Below are 19,296 nucleotides of genomic sequence, written 5' to 3'. Positions count from 1 at the left end.
GGTGACCAATTCCTTACGCACACCGTACGACGGCGTCGTGATTGCGGCTCCCGTCACGATTCCCTATGTGCGCTACTCCATCGAAAGCGCGCAGTGGTGGATCGGCCGTGCGCTCAGCGCGCTCGTCGCGCAGGCCGGCATCAAGGCCTCCGACATCGACGGCCTGTGCGTCTCCAGCTTCACCATGGGGACCGACAGCGGGATCGGATTGACGCAGCATTTCGGACTCTGCGTGCGATGGCTGGATACGATTCCGCTCGGTGGCGCCAGCGCCGTCGCCGGATTGCGAAAGGCGGCGCGCGCGGTTCAGGCTCATGACGCCGACATCGTGGCGTGCGTGGCGGGTGACACCAACCACGTCGATTCCTTCCGGCTGACGCTCGAGAATTTCTCGCGCTTCAACCAGGATGCCGTCTATCCCTACGGCGCGGGTGGCGCCAATGCGAGCTTCGCGCTGATTGCGCGCAACTATATGCGCACCTTCGGCGTCACGCGGGAGGATGTCGGTCGGATCGCGGTCGCCCAACGGGCCAATGCGCTGCGCAATCCGCACGCCTTGATGAAGGCGCCGTTGACGCTCGAACAGTATCTCGCGGCCCGGCCGATCTCCGATCCCATCCATCTCTTCGACTGCGTGATGCCCTGCGCCGGCGCGGAAGCGTTCCTCGTCATGCGCGAAGACACCGCGGCATCGCTGGGGCTGCCTGCGGCGCGACTGCTGTCGACGATCGAGCGGCACAACGCCTTTGCCGACGATCCCATGCAGGTGCGCGGCGGCTGGGCGATGGATATCGGCGAGCTCTATGCGATGGCCGCCGTGAAGCCTGACGATTTGGATGTCGTCCAGACCTATGACGACTATCCCGTTATCACGATGATGCAGTTCGAGGATCTCGGCTTCTGCAAGAAGGGGGAGGGGGCCGAGTTCGTGCGCCAGCACGACCTCACCATCGACGGTGACTTTCCGCACAACACCTCGGGCGGACAACTCTCGGCCGGGCAGGCCGGCGCAGCCGGCGCCTATCTCGGCCTCGTCGAAGGTCTACGGCAGGTTCTGGGGATTGCAGGCCCCACCCAGGTCAGGAATGCGAGCCTCGCCTTGGCCTCGGGGTTCGGTATGATCAACTACGATCGCGGTCTCGCCTCGGGCGCCGCGATTTTTGCAGGGCCGTCGCGATGATAGAGCCGATCAAATCGCCCCGGCGCAAGAACCCGCTGCTGCGGACGCGGCTGCCTGCGTCGCCACCGCGACCGCGCAGCAGGACGTCGCATGGGTTCACGCGGGCCGCCGCCGAAGGCCGCTTCATGCTGCAACGCTGCGAGGCTTGCGACGCCTTTGCCTATCCGGCGCGGGAGGCATGTCCGTCATGCCTGTCGTCCGGCCTCACCTTCGTCGATGCGCCGCGCCGGGGCATGCTTCTTTCCGAGACCACGGCGCGCGTGCCGAGCGACGTCTATTTCCGCGAACGGGCGCCCTGGCGCATCGGCCTCGTCAGGATGGACTGCGGTCCGACAATCGTGGCGCATCTCCATGCCGACTGCGTGGAGGGCGCGCCAGTTCGCATGTCGCTTCAGCTCGACAAGAGCGGTCAGGCGGTGGCCTTTGCCCATCCCGAGGGGGGGACTCCCAACATGGCAGACGACAAGCAGTGGCGGGAAATGACGGCCGATCCGAAATTCCGGCGCGTGCTCGTGACCAACGGCCGCAGCGTGATCGGCCAGGAAGCCGTCGCCGCCTTGAAGGCCGCGGGCGCCAGGACGGTCTTCGTCGGCGTTGCCGAGCCGTGGCGGCCTTTCGCCGGCGAGAAGCTGCTGCGCGGCCAGGACGGGATCGAGATCGTGACCCTTGACGCGGCCGACGAAAAATCCGCGGCCGATCTCGCCGCCGACATCGGCGGCAAGGTCGATATCCTCGTCAACACAACGGAGTATGTGCGGCCGGGCGGCCTGCTCGACCGCAGGGGCACGAGCATCGCACGGGACGAGATCGATCAGGCCTATCTCGGCTTCATCAACCTCGCGCAGGCCTTTGGCCCCGCGATGCGGATGCGGGGGGCCGATGGCATCAATAACAGCGCTGCGTGGGTCAACATTCTCTCGGTCTATGCGCTGGCGAACTGGCCTGCCTTTGGCGCCTACTCGGCCTCGCAAGCGGCGTGCCTGTCGCTCTCGCACTGTCTTCGTGCCGAGCTCAGGCCAGGCGGCGTCAAGGTGATGAATCTGTTCACCGGGCCTGTCGACACCGAATGGTTCCAGACCGTGCCGCCGCCGAAGGTCGCGCCGCGCGCGATCGCGCAGGCGATCGTATCGGGGCTGAGAGGCGGGCTCGAGGAGATGTATGTCGGAGACGTCGCCGAGGAGATCCGACAACGCCTCGCGGCCAATCCGAAAGCGCTCGAGCGCGAGCTCGACAGGTGACATCGAGATTTCAACCAAGCCGGAGGACGTGACGATGCAAGGCAACAATCTCCTGGAACTGGCGGGTGCGATTTCTTCCGGCGCGGTGCGCGTCGTCGATCTGACCTTCACGCTCAGTCCGGACTTTCCGGTCATCGTGCTGCCGCCGGAGTTCGGCCAGGCGGCGCCGGTCCGCATCCAGGAAATCTCGCGATACGATGGTCGCGGCCCGGCCTGGTACTGGAATAACATTACGTTTGGCGAACACACCGGCACGCATTTCGATGCGCCGATTCACTGGTTCACCGGCAAGAACCTGCCGAACAATGCCGTCGACACGATGCCGGCCAAGGACATGATCGCGCCGGCCTGCGTCATCGATTGCTCCGCGCAGGCGGCCCAGGATCCCGATTTCCTGCTGACCGTCCCGCTCGTCGAAGCCTGGGAAGCCAAGCACGGCCGGATCCCCGAGCGGAATTGGGTGCTGCTCAGGACCGACTGGTCGAAGAAGGGCTGGCGCGACTACTCCAATCTCAGGGATGACGGCGCGCACACGCCGGGCCCGAACCCTGATGTCATGAAGTGGCTGGTGGAGGAGCGCGGCGTCATCGGATTTGGCACCGAGACCATCGGCACGGATGCGGGGCAGGCCGGCCATTTCGAACCGCCTTATCCGGCGCATCACTTCCTGCACGGCGCGGGTCGCTACGGCCTGCAATGCCTGTGCAACCTGGATCAGCTTCCGGCCACCGGGGCCGTCATCGTGGCCTCGCCGCTGAAGATCCAGAACGGCTCCGGCAGTCCGCTTCGCGTCATCGCGCTGGTCTCGTCGACCTGAAGCGAATCCATGGCGCTTGCCAATCGGAACAAGAAGTCCTCACGAAAGACAGGTGCCATGAACTTGATCAAGAGCCTGCTGGCCTCCACTGCATTGCTTCTTGCCGTCCCTCAGGCCGTCCAAGCTGAGATCCTCGTCGGCTTCGTCACCGGCCTCAGTGGGCCGGTGTCGTCGATTGGAATTCCGAACGGGAAGGGGATCGCGGCGGGCCAAGTCTATCTCGGTGAGATCGGTGGCGAGAAGGTGCGCGTCATCCAGTTGGACGACGGCTCCGATCCGACCGCGTCGGCGCGCAACGCCCGCAAGCTCGTCGAGCAGGAAAAAGTCGATGTCCTCATGGGCACGTCCGGTGCGCCCCAGACGCTCGCGATGGCGACCGCGGCCATCGAGATGAGGATTCCGATGATCGCGGTGTCCCCGATCGCGCCGGTGCCGCCGGGCGAGGGCGGTCCCTGGGTCGTGCAGACGCCGCAACCGACGCCGCTGCTGTTGCAGGGCATCGTCGACAACATGAAGGCGAAGGGATTGAAGAGCGTCGCGTTCATCGGCTTCTCCGACGCGTTAGGTGACCTCTTCTACGATTCCCTGGTGCAGGCCGCCAAGTCGGCGGACATCAAGGTGATCGCCAATGAGCGCTACGCGCGTTCGGACTCTTCGGTCACGGCGCAGGTGCTGCGCGTCGTCGCCGCGCATCCCGATGCGATCATGCTGGGTGGGACGGGAACGCCCGGTGCGCTGCCGGTGATCGCGCTGTCTGAGCGCGGCTACAAGGGGCCGCTCTATGGCAATCACGGCATGATCAGCGCCGATTTCCTTCGTCTTGCCGGCAAGGCCGCCAACGGCATCATCTGCCCGACCGGGCCGGTGACCGCGGCGGAGCAGCTTCCGGCCAGCAATCCGATCCAGAAGGTTGCACTGGATTTCCGCGCGGCCTTCGCGAAGGCGAACGGCGAGGCGCCGACGGATTCATTCTCGTCCTATTCCTTCGACGGCTGGCTGGTCTTCGCCGATGCCGCCAAGCGCGCGATGGCGACCGGCGCCAAGCCTGGTTCGCCGGAATTCCGGACCGCGCTCCGTCAGGCGCTGTTCACGACCAAGGAGGTCGTCGGGACGCAGGGCGTCTACACCTACACGCCGGCGGACCGGCATGGCGTCGACGATCGCTCACGCGTCATGGTCCAGATCGAGGACGGCAAGTACAAGCTGTTGCCCTGAGCCGGAAGCATGATCGTGACGGAGAACGAGGCGCCGGCGAACACCAGCGAAGCGGTCGGCCGGGAGAACGTGACGCCGGCCTGGGCGCGTGCGGTGACGTCGTTTCCGCCGTCGGACCGGATTCTGTCCACCATTCTCACACGGCAGGCCGAGCGCTATGGCGATCGCACGCTGCTGGTCGCGGGTGAGACGCGCTGGACCTTTGCGCAGACCGCGGCGATCGCGGCCGCGTCGGCCCAGGCGCTCGTCGATGCGGGGATCAAGCCGGGCGATCGGGTCGCACTGATGTGTTCGAACCGTCCGGAGTTTTTGCAGGTCTATCTCGGCTGTGCGTGGCTCGGGGCCATCGCAGTCCCGATCAATACCGCGCTCCGCGGTTTCCAGCTCTCCCACATCTTCCGCAACTCGCGTCCCGCGCTCCTCGTCGTCGAGGCTCAGTTCGTTGTCGCGATCGAGAGTGTCGAGGCGGGTGTCGAGCTGCCGCCCCGGACCTGGATCGTCGGGGCTGCCGCCGATGCAATCGATGCCAGGCTTTCCGCGTTACCGTTGCCGGCGCTCGGAGCCGCGGCGCCGGCGGCTGCCGTCCGCCCCGGCGACACCGTTGCGATCCTCTACACATCGGGCACCACGGGGCCTGCAAAGGGTGTGTGCTGTCCGCAGGCGCAGCTGTTCTGGTGGGGCATCTATTCGGCGCGAGCGCTCGGCGTCCGCGAGGGCGATGTGCTGTTTACGACGCTGCCCCTGTTCCACACCAACGCGCTGAATGCGTTCTATCAGGCGCTCCTGAACGGGTGCACCTATGTGCTGGAGCCGAAATTCTCCGCCTCCGGCTTCTGGGCCGCCGCGCAACGGCACAATGCGACGGTCGGCTATCTGCTCGGCGCGATGGCGTCGATGCTTCTGGCGCAGCCGACCAATGCGAACGATTCGACGCATCGTCTGCGCGTTGCGCTTGGCGGCGGCGTGCCGCCGCAAATCCACGGTCCGTTCAACGAGCGGTTTGGCGTGCCGCTGGTCGACGGCTACGGATCGACCGAGACGAACTTCGTGTTCGCAGGCACGATCCCGTCCGATCGTCCGGGGACGATGGGCTATCTCGCCGACGGAATCGAGGCGCTGGTCGTCGACGAGAATGATTCAGCGCTTCCGGACGGACAGGCCGGCGAGCTGCTGCTTCGCGCAAGAGAGCCCTTTGCCTTCGCCACCGGCTATTTCGGCATGCCGGAGAAGACGGTCGAGGCGTGGCGAAATCTGTGGTTTCACTCGGGCGATCGGGTCGTTCGGGACGCCGACGGACACTATCGCTTCATCGACCGCATGAAGGATTCCATCCGCAGGCGCGGCGAGAACGTATCCTCATGGGAGGTCGAGCAGGCCATCCAGTCCCATCCCGCGGTTGCCGCCTGCGCGATCTACCCGCTGCCATCGGAATTGGGAGAGGACGAGGTTGCGGCTGCGATCCTGCTGGAACCGGGCCAATCGCTGGAGCCCGTCGACATCGTCAGGCATTGCGAAGGGCAGATCGCCTATTTCGCCATCCCGCGCTATGTGCGGATTTTGAGCCAGATGCCGTTGACGGAGAACGGCAAGATAAAGAAGGGCGTGCTGCGCGAGGCGGGCGTCACCACGGACACATGGGATCGCGAAGCGGCCGGAGTGAGGGTGCGACGCTGACCGTCGGTCCGCTCAGGGTTTTTGCAGCGCGTCCTTGACGGCGCCCTTGAGTTCGTCGAGCTCGCCGATCAATCCGTCGAACCGGTCCGCCGGGAAATCCGCCAGCAGCTCGGCAAGCCACGCGCCGTGGCTCTTGGCCATTCGCCTGAATGCCTTGCGGCCTTCGACCGTCATGCAGACGATCTGCACGCGGCGGTCGAGGTTCGACGGCGTGCGGGTGATGTATCCGTCCTCGACCAGGCGGTCCACGATCGGCGTCAGGTTCCCGGCCGAGACCATCAGGCGCTTGGGCAGCTCTCCCAGCACGAGTCCGCTCGGCTCGCGGTCGAGCTGCGCGAGAACATCGAAGCGAGGCATCGTGAAATCGAATTCTTCGCGAAACCGGCGCCGCAGCTCCCCCTCGATCAGGGTCGTGCAGGCGAGCAGCCGGAGCCAAACTCGCGTTTGAGCCCTGTACTCGGCCTCCTGATCTGCCCCATTCTTGGCTGAAACAGGCGTGGACTCCTTCGCGAGCGCCAATCGAATCTCCCGGGCTTGGTGGCCTGACGAAAGCTGATGCAGCTTTCGCGGATGCCGGCAAGATAGTTCGTGCCAAAAGTAAATTCAAGGCTGAGCCCGGGTGCCCCGGAATCGGCTCTGCCGTGTGTCCAATTTGATTGTATCTCAAGATCGACGCTGTGGCGCCGCGGGCGTCGCCCGGGCTCCTTGCAGAACCCACCTTGACAAGGCCCGTGCGGACAAATTACTTTATGCTTAAAATAATTCGGGCGAGAGCTCGGCACACGGCGCGGCGCGCGAAAGCGAGGGATCATGCGCATAGTCTGTATCGGCGGCGGCCCGGCGGGTCTCTATCTGGGCCTGCTGATGAAGCGCCGGCATCCGGAGCACGTCATCTCGGTCGTCGAGCGCAACAAGCCCTACGATACGTTCGGCTGGGGGGTCGTGTTCTCCGATGCCATGATGTCCGCGATGCGGCTTGCCGACCCCGAGAGCGCCGCCGAGATCGAGGACGCCTTCAATCACTGGGACGATATCGAGCTCGTCTTCAAGGGCACGCGCCAGCGTACGACCGGCCATGGCTTCATCGGTATCGGGCGCAAGCATCTGCTCAACATCCTCCAGAGGCGCTGCGAGGCGCTGGGTGTCGAGCTCGTCTTCGAGCGTGACGTCGAGTCCGATCTCGAATTTCCCGACGCCGACCTGATCGTCGCCTGCGACGGCGTCAATTCCAGAATCCGCGCCCGCTATTCCGAGCAATTCCAGCCCGACATGGTGATCCGGCCGAACCGCTACATCTGGCTCGGCACCAAGAAGGCGTTCGACGCCTTCACGTTCGATTTTCAGAGGACCGAGCACGGCTGGTTCCAGGCGCACATCTACAAGTTCGATGCGGAGACCTCGACCTTCATCGTCGAGACCACGGAAGAGGCCTACAACGCCCACGGGCTTGGCGAGCTCGATCAGCAGGCGTCGATCGATTTCTGCGAAAAGATCTTCGCCGAGACGCTCGATGGCGCGAAGCTCCTGACCAATGCCCGCCATCTGCGCGGCTCGGCCTGGCTCAATTTCAGCCGCCTGATCTGCGGCAAATGGAGCGTGTTCAACGGCAAGTCTCATGTCGTGCTGATGGGAGACGCCGCGCACACCGCGCATTTCGCGATCGGGTCGGGCACCAAGCTCGCGCTCGACGACGCCATTGAGCTCGCCAACCAGTTCGACCGCCATGGTCACGGTCGCGCCGGCATCGAAACCGTGCTGGAAGCCTATGAGGAGGTGCGCCGTGTCGATGTCGCGCGCATCCAGAACGCGGCGCGTAACGCCATGGAATGGTTCGAGGTGGTCGGCCGGCGTTATGCCGACACGCTCGAGCCGCCGCAATTCTTCTATTCGATGCTGACGCGCTCCCAGCGTATCAGCCACGAAAACCTTCGCCTGCGCGACCGCACCTGGCTGGAAGGTTTTGAGCGCTGGTTCGCCGCGCGCTCGGGTATCGCCGTCAAGGACGGCGAGCGGGTGCCGCCGCCGATGCTGACGCCGCACCGCGTGCGTGGCCTTTCGCTCGCGAACCGCATCATGGTGTCGCCGATGGCGATGTATTCGGCCGAGGACGGGCTCATCAACGACTTCCACATTGCTCATCTCGGCGCGCGTGCCATGGGCGGCGCTGCGTTGATCTTTGCCGAGATGACCTGCGTCTCGCCGGATGCGCGGATCACGCCGGGCTGCCTCGGGCTCTGGAACGATGCGCAAGAAGCGCAGTGGCGCCGCCTGGTCGAGCTGGTCCACAGTCTCGGACACGCCAAGGTCGGAATCCAGCTCGGCCATGCCGGGCGCAAGGGCGCGACCAGAGTGCCATGGGATGGGATCGATCAACCCCTTGAATCCGGAGAATGGCCTCTGATCTCCGCGTCGGCCTTGCCGTATCTGCCCCACAGCCAGTTGCCGCGGGCGATGGACCGCAGCGACATGGACCGCGTGCGCGACGATTTCGTCGCGGCGACACATCGCGCCGCTGCCGCCGGCGTCGAGTGGCTCGAGCTGCATTGCGCCCACGGTTATCTTCTGTCGAGCTTCCTGTCGCCGTTGACCAACCGGCGCACGGACGAATACGGCGGCAGCCACGAGAACCGCGCGCGCTTTCCGCTCGAGGTGTTCAAGGCGATGCGCGCGGTGTGGCCGTCCGATCGGCCGATGTCGGTGCGTTTGTCCTGCCACGACTGGACCGAAGGCGGCAACACTCCGGCCGATGCGGCGATCTTCGCCGCGATGTTCAAGGAGGCGGGGGCAGACGTGATCGATTGTTCCTCGGGGCAGGTCTGGAAGGAGGAGCGGCCGATCTATGGGCGCCTATTCCAGACGCCGTTCGCCGACCTGATCCGCAACGAGGTCGGCATCGAGACCATCGCCGTCGGCGCGATCTCCGAGGCCGATCACGCCAACTCGATCCTTGCAGCCGGCCGCGCCGACCTCTGCGCCATTGCGCGGCCGCATCTTGCCGACCCGGCCTGGACGTTGCACGAAGCCGCGCGCATCGGCATCACGTCGGTCAGTTGGCCGAAGCAGTATCTGTCCGCCAAGGGGCAATACGAAACCAATCTGGCGCGCGCCGCGGCAGCTAGCGCGCAGTGAGCGGAGGAGGGATCAGATGAGCTCCGTGGCAAAGGTCATCAAGCGGGACTGGCTGGACTGGCCGTTCTTCGAACAGCGCCACCACACGATCGGCGAGCGGCTCGACCGCTTCGTGCAGTCGGGGGTTCTCGACACAATCGATCATAGCGATGTCGACGCCGCCTGCCGCAAGCTCGTGCGCGCGATGGGCGAGGCGGGGGTTCTCGATTGCGCGGTTGCGGCGCCCGACGGCGATGCGACGACGATCGATTCCCGCTCGATCTGCCTGTCGCGCGAGTCGCTCGCCTATGCCGATGGCCTCGCCGATTTCGCCTTCGCCATGCAGGGGCTCGGCTCCGGCGCGATCGCGCTCGGTGGTTCGGCCGAGCTGCGCAAGGCCGTGCTGCCGAAGGTTCGCTCCGGCGAATGGCTTGCGGCCTTCGCGCTGTCCGAGAAGGAGGCGGGGTCGGACGTCGCGGCGATGTCCTGCACCGCGCGCGCCGAGGGCAACGACTACGTCATCGACGGCGAGAAGACCTGGATCTCCAACGGCGGCATTGCCGACGTCTACACGCTGTTTGCGCGAACCGGCGAGGCGCCGGGCGCGCGCGGCATCTCGGCCTTCGTCGTCTTTCCCGATGATCCCGGCTTCGGCATCGCCGACCGCATCGACGTCATCGCGCCGCATCCGCTGGCGACGTTGCGCTTTGCCAATTGCCGGATCCCGGCGAGCCGTCGCCTCGGCGCGCCGGGCGGCGGGTTCAAGCTCGCGATGCAGACGCTGGATATTTTTCGCGCGTCGGTCGCGGCCGCAGCTCTCGGCTTTGCCCGGCGGGCGCTCGACGAGGCGCTGTCGCACGCGCGCAGCCGGCGCATGTTCGGCGCGACGCTGGGAGATCTCCAATTGACCCAGGCCGCGCTCGGCGACATGGCGACCGACACCGACGCCGCCGCGCTCCTGACCTATCGCGCGGCCTGGCGCCGCGATGTCCAGAAGCTTCCGACGACGCGCGAAGCTGCAATGGCGAAGCTGACGGCGACCGAGACCGCCCAGCGCGTCATCGATCGCGCGGTCCAGATGTTCGGCGGACGCGGCGTGCGCAAGGGTGAGGTCGTCGAAAGCCTCTACCGCGAAATCCGGGCGTTGCGCATCTACGAGGGCGCGACCGAGGTGCAGAAACTGATTGTGGCGCGCGATTTACTGAAGTCGCGCTGAGACGATAGAGAGAGACCGATGAGTGTGATGAGACAGCCGGGCGCAGCGGCTCCCGACATGGCGAACGGTTTGCAGGTGCTCCAGCCCGGCGGCTGGCCGCAGCCAAAGGGATATGCCAACGGCATGATGGCCGACGGGCGCCTCGTCGTGACCGGCGGCGTCGTCGGCTGGGACGTTTCAGGCCGGTTTGGCGACGGATTTGTTGCGCAGGTCCGCCAGGCGCTCGAAAACATCGTCGCGATCCTGGCCGAAGGCGGCGCGCGGCCGGATCACCTGGTTCGCCTGACCTGGTATGTCGTGGACATGGACGAATACGTCTCCAACCTCAAGGCGCTCGGCAAAGCCTATCGCGAGGTGATCGGCACCCACTATCCCAGCATGGCGCTCGTTCAGGTCGTGCGTCTTGTCGAGCCGGCCGCGCGCGTTGAGATTGAAGCGACGGCTGTCGTCCCGCGTTGAACGACTGCGGCCTAGCGTGCCCGTTCGACGTGGCCCGCATCGCATCTCGCGCGATATCGATCCAGCCATGCCTGAGTTTCGCTGGCGCAACTCAGTGGCTGGATGTTGGCGCGGTCTTGATCCGCTCCCGCAGACGCTGGAACGTCACGTAGAGCGTCGGGACGAGAAAGATGCCGATTGAGCTTGCCGCAAGCATGCCCGCAAATACGGCCGTCCCGACGGCTCTTCGGCTGAGCTCCGCAGCACCGGTTGCAATCACCAGCGGCAGGAGGCCGAGGACGAAGGCGGCCGAAGTCATCATGACCGCGCGAAAGCGCATATGTGCGCCCTGGATCGCGGCGTCGTGGAGTGCCACGCCCGCTTCGCGTTGCTCCTTGGCAAATTCGACGATCAGAATGCCGTTCTTGGCGGCGAGCGCGATCAGGACCACGAGCCCGATCTGGCCGTAGAGATCGAGATTGAGGCCGGCGAGCTTGATGCCGATATAGGATCCGAGCACGCCGACGACGACCGACAGCAGCACCGGGATCGGGATCACCGTGCTCTCATAGAGCGCCACCAGGAACAGGTAGGCAAACAGCACCGCAAGCATGAGCACGATGCCGGTCTGGCCGGCGGCCTGCTGCTCCTGATAGGCGGTGCCGGTCCACGCGAAGCTGTAGCCCGCAGGCAGCACGGTGTTGGAGATTTCCGCCATTGCGGCCATCGCGGTTCCCGAGGAGATGCCCGGCGACGGGCTGCCGTTCACCGTCACCGAGCGATAATTGTTGTAGCGGGTGATCACCTGAGGCCCGGTCACGATCTTGATCCCGGCGAGCGACCTGATCGGGACCATCTGGCCGGCGCCGTTGCGCAGATAGATCCGCCAGATGTCCGAAATATCGGCGCGATCGAACGCTTCGCCCTGAACGTTGACCTGCCAGGTACGGCCGAACAGGTTGAAGTTGTTGACATAGATTCCGCCGAGCGTCGCCTGCAAGGCCGTGAAGATGTCGCTGACCGTCACGCCGAGCGCCTGCGCCTTGCGGCGGTCGATGTCGAGATAGACGGACGGATTGGTCGCAGTGAAGGTCGAAAAGACACGCGCAAGCCGTGGATCGGCGTTGGCTGCACCGATCAGCGCCCCCGTGACGCTGGAGATCGCGGCCGGGTTCTGTCCTTCCAGCGCCTGAAGCTGGTATTCGAACCCGCCTCCGGTGGAGAGCCCAATGATCGGCGGCAGGTTGAACGGCAACACGTTGGCCTGTCGAATCTGTGCGCCGGCTGCGAAGGTCTGCCGGATCAGCGCCTGTACGGAATCGGCTGCCGCTTTGCGATCGGAAAACGGCTTCAGGCGCGTGACCACCAATGCGCTGTTCGGCTCGGATGCGCCGTCGAGCAGAGAAAAGCCTACGATGGCAAGGACGTGATCGACGGCGGGGATCTGCTTCAGGAGATCCTCGATCTGCTGGGTGACTTCGCTGGTTCGCGCCACCGATGCGCCGTCTGGCAGTTGCACCGAGGTGAAGAAGGCGCCCTGGTCCTCCTCGGGGAGGAAACCTGTTGGCGTGATCAGCGACATGCCGAAGATACCGGCGGCAAGGACGGCGACGAGCGGCAGTGAGAGGCCCGCCACGCGCAGAAGGCGGCGGACGCCGCCGCTGTAGCGGTCGCGCAGCCAGTCGACGAAGCCGAGGACGCGCCCCATGATGCCGCGCCTGGGGCCGGTGTGGCGCAGGAACAGCGCGCACAAGGCGGGCGACAGCGTCAGCGCGTTCAACGCCGAGATCATCATCGCGGCGCTGATCGTCACCGCAAACTGGCGAAACAGCGTTCCGGAAATGCCGGGAATGAATGCGATCGGTACGAAGACGGAGAGCAGCACCAGGGTGATCGCGATGATCGGCGCGGTGATCTGGGTCATGGCCTTCTTGCTGGCCTCGGCGGGGGAAAGGCCCGGCTCCTCCTCCATCACCCGCTCGACGTTCTCGACGACGACGATGGCGTCGTCCACCACGATGCCGATAGCGAGCACCATGGCCAGCAGCGACACCGTGTTGGCCGAATAGCCCAGCACCAGCAGGACGGCGAACGTGCCGATCAGGCTCACCGGAACGGCAACGGCCGGGATCACCGTGGCGCGCAGATTGCCGAGGAAGAGGTACACCACGATCACGACCAGAATGAAGGCCTCGCCCAGCGTCCGCAAGACCTCCGTGATCGTGTCGCGCACGAAGCTCGTGGAATCGTATTGCACGAGATAGCTCAAGCCGGTGGGGAAACGCAGCGACAGCCGCTGCATCGTCGCCGCGACGGCCTGTGCGGTGGTCATCGCATTGGCACCCGGCGCCAGATAGATCGCGATCGGCACGGCCGCGCGGCCGTCGATCCGCGCTTCGCTGTCGAGATTTTGCGCGCCCATCTCGACACGGGCAACGTCCTTCACGAGCAGTGACGAGCCGTCCGGGTTGGCACGCAGCACGATATTGGCGAATTGGTCGACGGTGGCGAGCCTGCCCAGGGTCTGCACATTGAACTGGAGCTGCTGGTCGTCGCTGATCGGACGTGCACCGATGCGCCCCACGGGTGCCTGGACGCTTTGCGCGCGGATCGCGGCAATGACATCGGATGGCGTGAGATCGAGGCTGGTGAGTCGCTGCGTATCGAACCAGATCCGCATCGAGTAGTTCATCTTGGCGAACAGGTTGGCCTGGCCGACGCCGGGCGTGCTGGCGATCGCATCAAGCACGTTGATGATCGCGTAGTTGGTGATGAACAGCGGATCCTGCTGACCATCGGCGCTGTAGAGCACAAGGAATTGCAGGATCGACGAGGACCGCTTGTGTACCGTCACCCCCTGCTGCTGCACTTCGGTCGGTAATTGCGACAAAGCGCTCTGCACGCGGTTGTTGACGTTGACGGTATTGATGTCGGGGTTGGTGCCGAGCGCGAACGAAACCGTCAGCGTGTAGCTGCCGTCATTGGCGCTGGTCGATTTCATGTAGAGCGCGCGGTCGACGCCGATGATCTGCGCCTCCAGGGGTTGGGCGACGCTGCTCTCGACCACCTCGGCGGATGCACCGGGGAAGGTGCCGGAGACCGTGACCTGCGGCGGCACGATGTCCGGAAATTGCGCCACCGGGATCTGCATCAACGCCAGCGCGCCGGCAATGGTGATGATGAAGGCGATCACCATCGAAAGCCGCGGGCGATCGATGAAAACGGCGGATATCATGGTTTGCGGTCCAGCGGTCGGCTCTTGCCGGAGGCGCCGTGATCCGCTTGCGGAGCCGGGGCGTCTGCGGTGGGCTTCATGCTCGACAGGATCAGCGGACTTGCCGGTCCCGGCGAAACGGTCTGGCCGGGACGAACGCGCTGCAAGCCCTCCGCGATGACCTTGTCGCCGGCCGCAAGTCCGGCAATCACGGCGGCGATGGTCGTGGTCGATTGTCCGAGCTGGATGCGGCGCTGCTCGGCCTTGTTGTCGGCGCCGACAGCCAGCACATAGTCGCCCTGCTGATCGGAGAGCACAGCGGCGCGCGGGATCGCCAGCACCTCGATCGGCTGGACGCCCTCCAGCACGACGGTGACGAACTCGCCGTCGGTGAGTTCGTGGACGATGACGCCAGCCGCCGAAGAAGCCCGCAGGATTGGATTGCCGATCTCCCCGCGTACGGTGATGGTATCGGTGCCCTGGGCGATGGTGTTGTCGACGAAATTCAGCTTGCCGGAGTGGCTGTACATGCGGCCATCGGGCAGTCGCAGCCTGATCACCACCGCGTCCAGGCCGCCCTGTGGTCCGTATCGTTCCCGCAGCTCGAGTCCCTGGCGGAGCGGCACCGGGAAGGTGACATACATCGGGTCCTGGCTGACGATGGTGGTCAGCACGCCCGAGCTCGGACCGACGACGTTGCCTTCCGTCACCGCCGTGCGTCCGATCTTGCCGGCAATCGGCGCGTTGATCATCGTGTAACCGAGATTGATCTGGGAGGCCTGGACCTGGGCTTGCGCGGCTTGCACCTGGGCTTCGAGGCTGAGCTGGTTGGCGATCGCTGCGTCGTAGGTGGACTGTTGCCCGGCCGGGCCTCCGAGCAGGGTCCGCGCGCGCTCGGTCGTCAATCTGGCATTTTCGAGCGTTGCCTGGAGCTGCGCGACCTGCGCCTGCTTCGATGCGAGATCCGCTTCGAAGGGACCACGCTCGAGCCGGTAGAGCTCATCGCCTTCCTTGATCTCGGCGCCCTCGTCGAACAGGCGCTTGTCCAGAAATGCCGTCACGCGCGCGACGACGTTGACCCGATTGATCGCCTCGATCCGTCCAAGAAATTCGCTGGTCTCGGTGATCGGCCGCCTGGTCGCTTCCACGACGCCGACCGCAGGGGCCCCGGCCGGGGCGGATTGTGTCCGGGCGGCCCCACCGGCGATGATCGTCACGAGAGTTGCCGCCAGCAACCTGATCGGGACGCCAGCAAGGTTCATTGTCCGCTCCTTGCTCCAGACCTAAGAGCCTGGCTTGGTCGGTGCTGCACCGGCGCCTCGTTACTCCCGCCGTATCCGATCGTTGCGCGCGGGCTCGTCATAACCCTTGCGACGGCTATAGAACATCAGCGCGATCAGGCCGCAGCCGAACACCAACATCAGGATGACGGCCCCTCCGAGGATGATGTTGCGGTAGAGCGGCATCGATGGAGTTGCCTGCCATACCGACACGCAGAAGGCGGCTGCCACTACGAGAAGAGCTATCAGAGCGGCCCACAGGAGCCATTGATTCGCGTGGCGCACGATCGCCTCCTTCGCCCGGGTCGGGGCTTGCATAACCTTCGCGGCAAATCTGCTCCCGGCGGATTGCTCAAGTTGAGAGGGGCGTCCCTAGCGCCACCGCCATCCGCAACGACGACGACCGCGATGCCACCAGCAAACCCATCGGCGCCTGCGCGGCGGTGGGCGGCCCCAGCCCGGACCAGGTCCCCAACCGGGACCGGCCGGGGGTCCCCACCACTGAGCTTGCGTCAGGAGGTCCGACGGCGCGCTGGCCTGGCCAAGATCGTGGGCAATGGGCATCGCTTCCGCAGTCTCAATCAGACGAACTCCGATAGCGCCGATCGCCGCGGCAGCAACGGCATTCTGAGCGAAGCCAAGGAAAGCTCGACGCGTGGGAGTGTCCATCATCATGTTCTCCTTCGTTACGCAGCTCGCCGCACGGATTGAAGCGCATAAAGCAGCCACGCCAGGCCGTGCGAGATCAGGTCGACGCCAAGCAGGAATCCGAGGGCCCAGACGCTGATGGTCGGAAAGCCGAACAGGATCAGCACGCCCGCGAGCAGTCCGAAGATGCCGGAGATCAGCATCATCCATCCGTTCTGTCGCCAATGGGCGAAGCTCAGCACGCATCGAATGACGCCCGAGGCGAACAGCACCGCGCCGAGGAAATAGGTGAGGATCAGGGCACCGGAAGCCGGCTGGGTGAGCAGCACAAGCCCGAAGGCGAGATAGAGCGCGCCGAGAACAATCTGCCACAGGAAGCCGCCCCATCCTTTGGTCCAGAAGGCATGGGCGATCTCGAATGCGCCAGCCGCGATAGCCGTCAGCCCGATCAGCTTGACGCTGATGATCGTCGCGAAGACCACGTCGCTGAGAGCCGCGACGCCGGCGGCGATCATCACGATGCCAAGGAGAGCGCAGACCCATAGCGGAGGCGAGCCCAGAACCCCGATGTCCGACCGGCTATCATAGACTGTCATGCCATCCTCCTGATCCGCGCGATGATCGGCACGCTTGGGATGGTAGCTTCGAGCCCGCGCGGTCGACATCCGACGAAACCCTGAGCGACGGGGTGGGAATGTTCGCGTGGGCCCAACCGGACTCCAGCGATCGCGCGTGAAATCGCTGTTGCTAGCTATCGGCTGCCGCGCGGGCCCAGCGTCAGATTGGTGACGCCGGCCGCGAGATTGATCCCGATCGACCGCTCGATCGACAGCGGCTGCAACATCACACTCCTGCGCGAGCCGCCGATCAGGACGTTGGCGCCGAGACCGGGGCCGAATGCGAGGCTGCCGCTCGCGCCGACATAGTTGCCGCGCAGGGTGGCGGACCCGATCCGCGAGTTCTTGGCGAGCACGGCCCAGGACAGGGAGCCTGCACTGGTCACGCCGAGATCAAGGCCAACGCGCCGGATCCGTCCCTCATAGATGAACTGCCTCGGCGGGTTTCTCGCGAAGAATGTGCAGCGCAGTGACTGCGCTGATCCGAGCACAAGCCCGACGCGCGGGGTGCTCAAGCAGAGGAGCCGGCCGACCCTGAACGTTTCGGCGCGCGCGGGCAGGTTGGCGATGCATAGCAGCGCGGATGTGCCGAAGACTGCAACAAGTCGTGTCATTCGCATTCAGGCCTCCACTTGGCTGTTGGTGTCGGAGGGCGCAATCCTCGGTCGGCCGTCCTGGCGGAGCCAGAACGTGATGCCGAGGCCGATCAGCAGCACTGCGCCCAGCAGGAAGAAGAAGACGGACTGCTTCAGCCAGGATATTGCCGGGACGGCGACGCCCATCGCCAGGCCGAGGAACGAGATCTGCAGCGACAACAGGCTGACGCCGGCGAGGAACGTGCCGAGCGCGAGCAGCGTCAGCAGGACCAGGCCGGTCGCCGGTGTCGGAAGCAGCTGCTGGACGCCCGACACCAGTATGATGTTCATCGTGACGAGCACGGCGATCCAATGCAGCGCCTGGGTCCAGATCAAACGGAGCTGGGCCTCTTTGCCTTGGGTTTCCGGCCATTTGGTAACGACGCAGACGACGCAGATGGCAAGCGCCAGGAATTCCCAGTAGCCGACGAGAGGCTGGTGGGAGACGTTGGTATAGGCGACCCCTCCGATAGCGAGCACCAGCGCTACTATGTAAGGAAGCTGCTGCCACAGGAAATGAGCCATTCCGGAACGATACGAGGGAGGCTCGGTACCCACGTTCCGTTGTACATCGATCTTGCTCATGGCCGATCCACTCTCGATCTACCGCCGTTGAACGTCTGCCTGAGGTCATCGCCAAGGTAGTCCTCGACGTAGAATCGGATGATCGCGACACGGCCGATCGCGACCAGTGGCATCGCCAGCGCGATGCCCAGGACGCCGAACAGCGCGCCCAGCATGACGATCGCGACCAGCGTCCAGGCAGGAGGGATCTCGACCGCCTGACGCTGGATCAGCGGGCCGATCACATAGCCTTCGACCGACTGGATGATCGTGTAGATCAGGACGGCCCAGATCAGCAGCGAACCGCCGAGCGGCATTGCGACGAGCGCGATCGGAATTGCGGCCACGATGGGTCCGAGATAGGGAATGAAATTGGACAGTCCCGCCTGCAATCCGAGCACGAAAGGACCGGGCAGCCCGATGAGGTAGAGTGCGACCCAGACCCACAGCGTCATGAGGATGATGCGGATGAACTGTCCGACCAGCCACAGCCGCATGACGGTGCCTATCTCGTCCATGACTGCCCTTGTCCGCGCGCGATAGGGCTGCTTCACCAGCATGACGAGGCTATCGCGATGGCTGTTCGGATCGAAGGCAAAGAGGATCCCGAGGAACAGGATCACCAGCGCGCCGGTCAGAAGAGTTGAGGCTCCGCCGAGCAGAAATTGAGCGTGGCTGAGAAATCGGCCCTGATCCGAGAACAGCCATTGCGCAAAGTCGCGGCCCCATTCCGGGCCGAGGAGGTCAACGCCATATGACAGGAGATGCTCCTGCAGGACGTCGATCTGGCTGTCCATGACCTTCAGCAGGAGGCGCGTCTGCTCCGGCAGCTTGCCCGCACCCCAGACCATTCCAAACCCCGACAGAGCGGAGAACAGCAACAGGACCAGCGTCAGTCGCCAGGCGCGATTGAGCGGAAGGACCGGCGCCAGAGCCCTCGCGCACGCGTCCAGAAATGCGGCGAACAACACGCCTGCGAAGATGAGCAGGAGACTGGACACCGTCTGCCACGCCAGGAACAGGCAAACGCACGCAGCGAGCAGCGTGAGACCGGTCGCGAGCATGCTGCGTCGTGCGTCGTTCTCCGGCCGGCCGGTGGAATCGTCGCGTAGAACGACCTCGTGGAGCTTCTCCGGTCCTGTCCTGGACTCGCTCATGGATCGGTCCAATCGCTGGAGTCGACGATCGTCTTTTGCGCCTAGGTCCGCACGCGCCGGCTGCCATAGTGCGGATGCTTTCCGCCGCGGTGACGCCAGTAACGGTGCTTCGTCGGGTTCGTATTGGTGTTGGGCGCTGCGCTCTTCGGTGCCGGCGCGCCGGCATCTTTTTGGGCAGACACGCCGGTCTCGGTCGGCTGGGCCGGCGACAGGGTTGGAAATGCGGAGACCGCCACCAATCCGCCGAGGATCAAGGCGCCACAGATGGCCCGGGTGCTCATATCCGCCTCCATGT

17 protein-coding genes are annotated in these 19,296 nt (G+C 65.0%); 8 read left to right on the top strand and 9 right to left on the bottom strand.

Going from position 1 to position 19,296, the window contains the following annotated elements; all coding sequences use genetic code 11:
* The first annotated feature begins 1 nt into the window (after position 1).
* The 5 genes from A3M7_RS0139695 to A3M7_RS0139675 are packed head-to-tail and all read left to right on the top strand — an operon-like array spanning position 2 to position 6,124.
* Positions 2-1,180 carry a thiolase family protein gene (locus A3M7_RS0139695; protein WP_027548860.1) on the top strand — a complete coding sequence of 393 codons (1,179 nt, stop codon included), beginning with the start codon at positions 2-4 and terminating at the stop codon, positions 1,178-1,180.
* On the top strand, positions 1,177-2,418 hold the full coding sequence (locus A3M7_RS0139690; RefSeq protein WP_027548859.1) for an SDR family NAD(P)-dependent oxidoreductase: 1,242 nt from the start codon (positions 1,177-1,179) through the stop codon (positions 2,416-2,418). Before A3M7_RS0139695 ends, A3M7_RS0139690 begins: the two co-directional genes overlap by 4 nt.
* A gap of 34 nt (positions 2,419-2,452) precedes the next feature.
* Positions 2,453-3,235, top strand: a complete 783-nt coding sequence (locus A3M7_RS0139685) for a cyclase family protein (RefSeq protein ID WP_027548858.1) — start codon at positions 2,453-2,455, stop codon at positions 3,233-3,235.
* A 57-nt stretch (positions 3,236-3,292) separates the two neighbouring features.
* A complete protein-coding gene (locus A3M7_RS0139680; RefSeq protein ID WP_027548857.1) occupies positions 3,293-4,450 on the top strand; it encodes an ABC transporter substrate-binding protein in 1,158 nt (385 codons plus the stop codon).
* 9 nt (positions 4,451-4,459) lie between these two features.
* A complete protein-coding gene (locus tag A3M7_RS0139675; RefSeq protein ID WP_084302927.1) occupies positions 4,460-6,124 on the top strand; it encodes an ATP-dependent acyl-CoA ligase in 1,665 nt (554 codons plus the stop codon).
* A gap of 12 nt (positions 6,125-6,136) precedes the next feature.
* Here A3M7_RS0139675 and A3M7_RS0139670 read toward each other — a convergent pair whose 3' ends face one another.
* Positions 6,137-6,643, bottom strand: a complete 507-nt coding sequence (locus A3M7_RS0139670) for a MarR family winged helix-turn-helix transcriptional regulator (protein WP_027548855.1) — start codon at positions 6,641-6,643, stop codon at positions 6,137-6,139.
* A gap of 291 nt (positions 6,644-6,934) precedes the next feature.
* Between A3M7_RS0139670 and A3M7_RS0139665 the strand changes: the two genes are divergently transcribed.
* From A3M7_RS0139665 to A3M7_RS0139655, 3 genes are read left to right on the top strand one after another with little or no spacing between them, the layout of a single operon-like run.
* On the top strand, positions 6,935-9,253 hold the full coding sequence (locus A3M7_RS0139665) for a bifunctional salicylyl-CoA 5-hydroxylase/oxidoreductase (protein WP_027548854.1): 2,319 nt from the start codon (positions 6,935-6,937) through the stop codon (positions 9,251-9,253).
* A 16-nt stretch (positions 9,254-9,269) separates the two neighbouring features.
* Positions 9,270-10,448, top strand: a complete 1,179-nt coding sequence (locus A3M7_RS0139660; protein ID WP_027548853.1) for an acyl-CoA dehydrogenase family protein — start codon at positions 9,270-9,272, stop codon at positions 10,446-10,448.
* Positions 10,449-10,466: 18 nt separating this feature from the next.
* Positions 10,467-10,907 (top strand): RidA family protein, encoded by a 441-nt coding sequence (locus A3M7_RS0139655; RefSeq protein ID WP_027548852.1) that lies wholly within the window; start codon positions 10,467-10,469, stop codon positions 10,905-10,907.
* Between the two features lie 91 nt (positions 10,908-10,998).
* On the opposite strand, the gene A3M7_RS0139650 is transcribed toward A3M7_RS0139655, so the two are convergent.
* The 8 genes from A3M7_RS0139650 to A3M7_RS0139615 all read right to left on the bottom strand — a co-directional run bounded on the left by A3M7_RS0139650 (position 10,999) and on the right by A3M7_RS0139615 (position 19,282).
* The gene (locus tag A3M7_RS0139650; RefSeq protein WP_027548851.1) at positions 10,999-14,121 is read right to left on the bottom strand and encodes an efflux RND transporter permease subunit; all 3,123 of its coding nucleotides are present in this window, start codon (positions 14,119-14,121) and stop codon (positions 10,999-11,001) included.
* Positions 14,118-15,362 (bottom strand): efflux RND transporter periplasmic adaptor subunit, encoded by a 1,245-nt coding sequence (locus A3M7_RS45695; RefSeq protein WP_049823987.1) that lies wholly within the window; start codon positions 15,360-15,362, stop codon positions 14,118-14,120. Before A3M7_RS45695 ends, A3M7_RS0139650 begins: the two co-directional genes overlap by 4 nt.
* Before the next feature lie 60 nt (positions 15,363-15,422).
* Complete coding sequence (locus A3M7_RS0139640; RefSeq protein WP_049823986.1) at positions 15,423-15,698, bottom strand: hypothetical protein; 276 nt, start codon at positions 15,696-15,698, stop codon at positions 15,423-15,425.
* A gap of 368 nt (positions 15,699-16,066) precedes the next feature.
* Complete coding sequence (locus A3M7_RS0139635; protein ID WP_027548849.1) at positions 16,067-16,624, bottom strand: HdeD family acid-resistance protein; 558 nt, start codon at positions 16,622-16,624, stop codon at positions 16,067-16,069.
* Between the two features lie 155 nt (positions 16,625-16,779).
* Positions 16,780-17,265, bottom strand: coding sequence for a DUF992 domain-containing protein (locus tag A3M7_RS0139630; RefSeq protein ID WP_027548848.1), 486 nt, complete (start codon positions 17,263-17,265; stop codon positions 16,780-16,782).
* Positions 17,266-17,865 carry a hypothetical protein gene (locus A3M7_RS0139625; protein ID WP_027548847.1) on the bottom strand — a complete coding sequence of 200 codons (600 nt, stop codon included), beginning with the start codon at positions 17,863-17,865 and terminating at the stop codon, positions 17,266-17,268. It abuts the gene before it with no gap.
* Complete coding sequence (locus A3M7_RS0139620; protein ID WP_027548846.1) at positions 17,862-19,001, bottom strand: AI-2E family transporter; 1,140 nt, start codon at positions 18,999-19,001, stop codon at positions 17,862-17,864. Before A3M7_RS0139620 ends, A3M7_RS0139625 begins: the two co-directional genes overlap by 4 nt.
* 41 nt (positions 19,002-19,042) lie before the next feature.
* Positions 19,043-19,282 (bottom strand): hypothetical protein, encoded by a 240-nt coding sequence (locus A3M7_RS0139615; RefSeq protein WP_027548845.1) that lies wholly within the window; start codon positions 19,280-19,282, stop codon positions 19,043-19,045.
* Positions 19,283-19,296: the final 14 nt, after the last annotated feature.

This window comes from Bradyrhizobium sp. WSM2254 (genome assembly GCF_000472645.1).
Lineage (GTDB): Bacteria > Pseudomonadota > Alphaproteobacteria > Rhizobiales > Xanthobacteraceae > Bradyrhizobium > Bradyrhizobium niftali.
The sequence above is the reverse complement of the archived record's forward strand: the minus strand, read 5'-3'. Positions and strand labels throughout refer to the sequence as shown.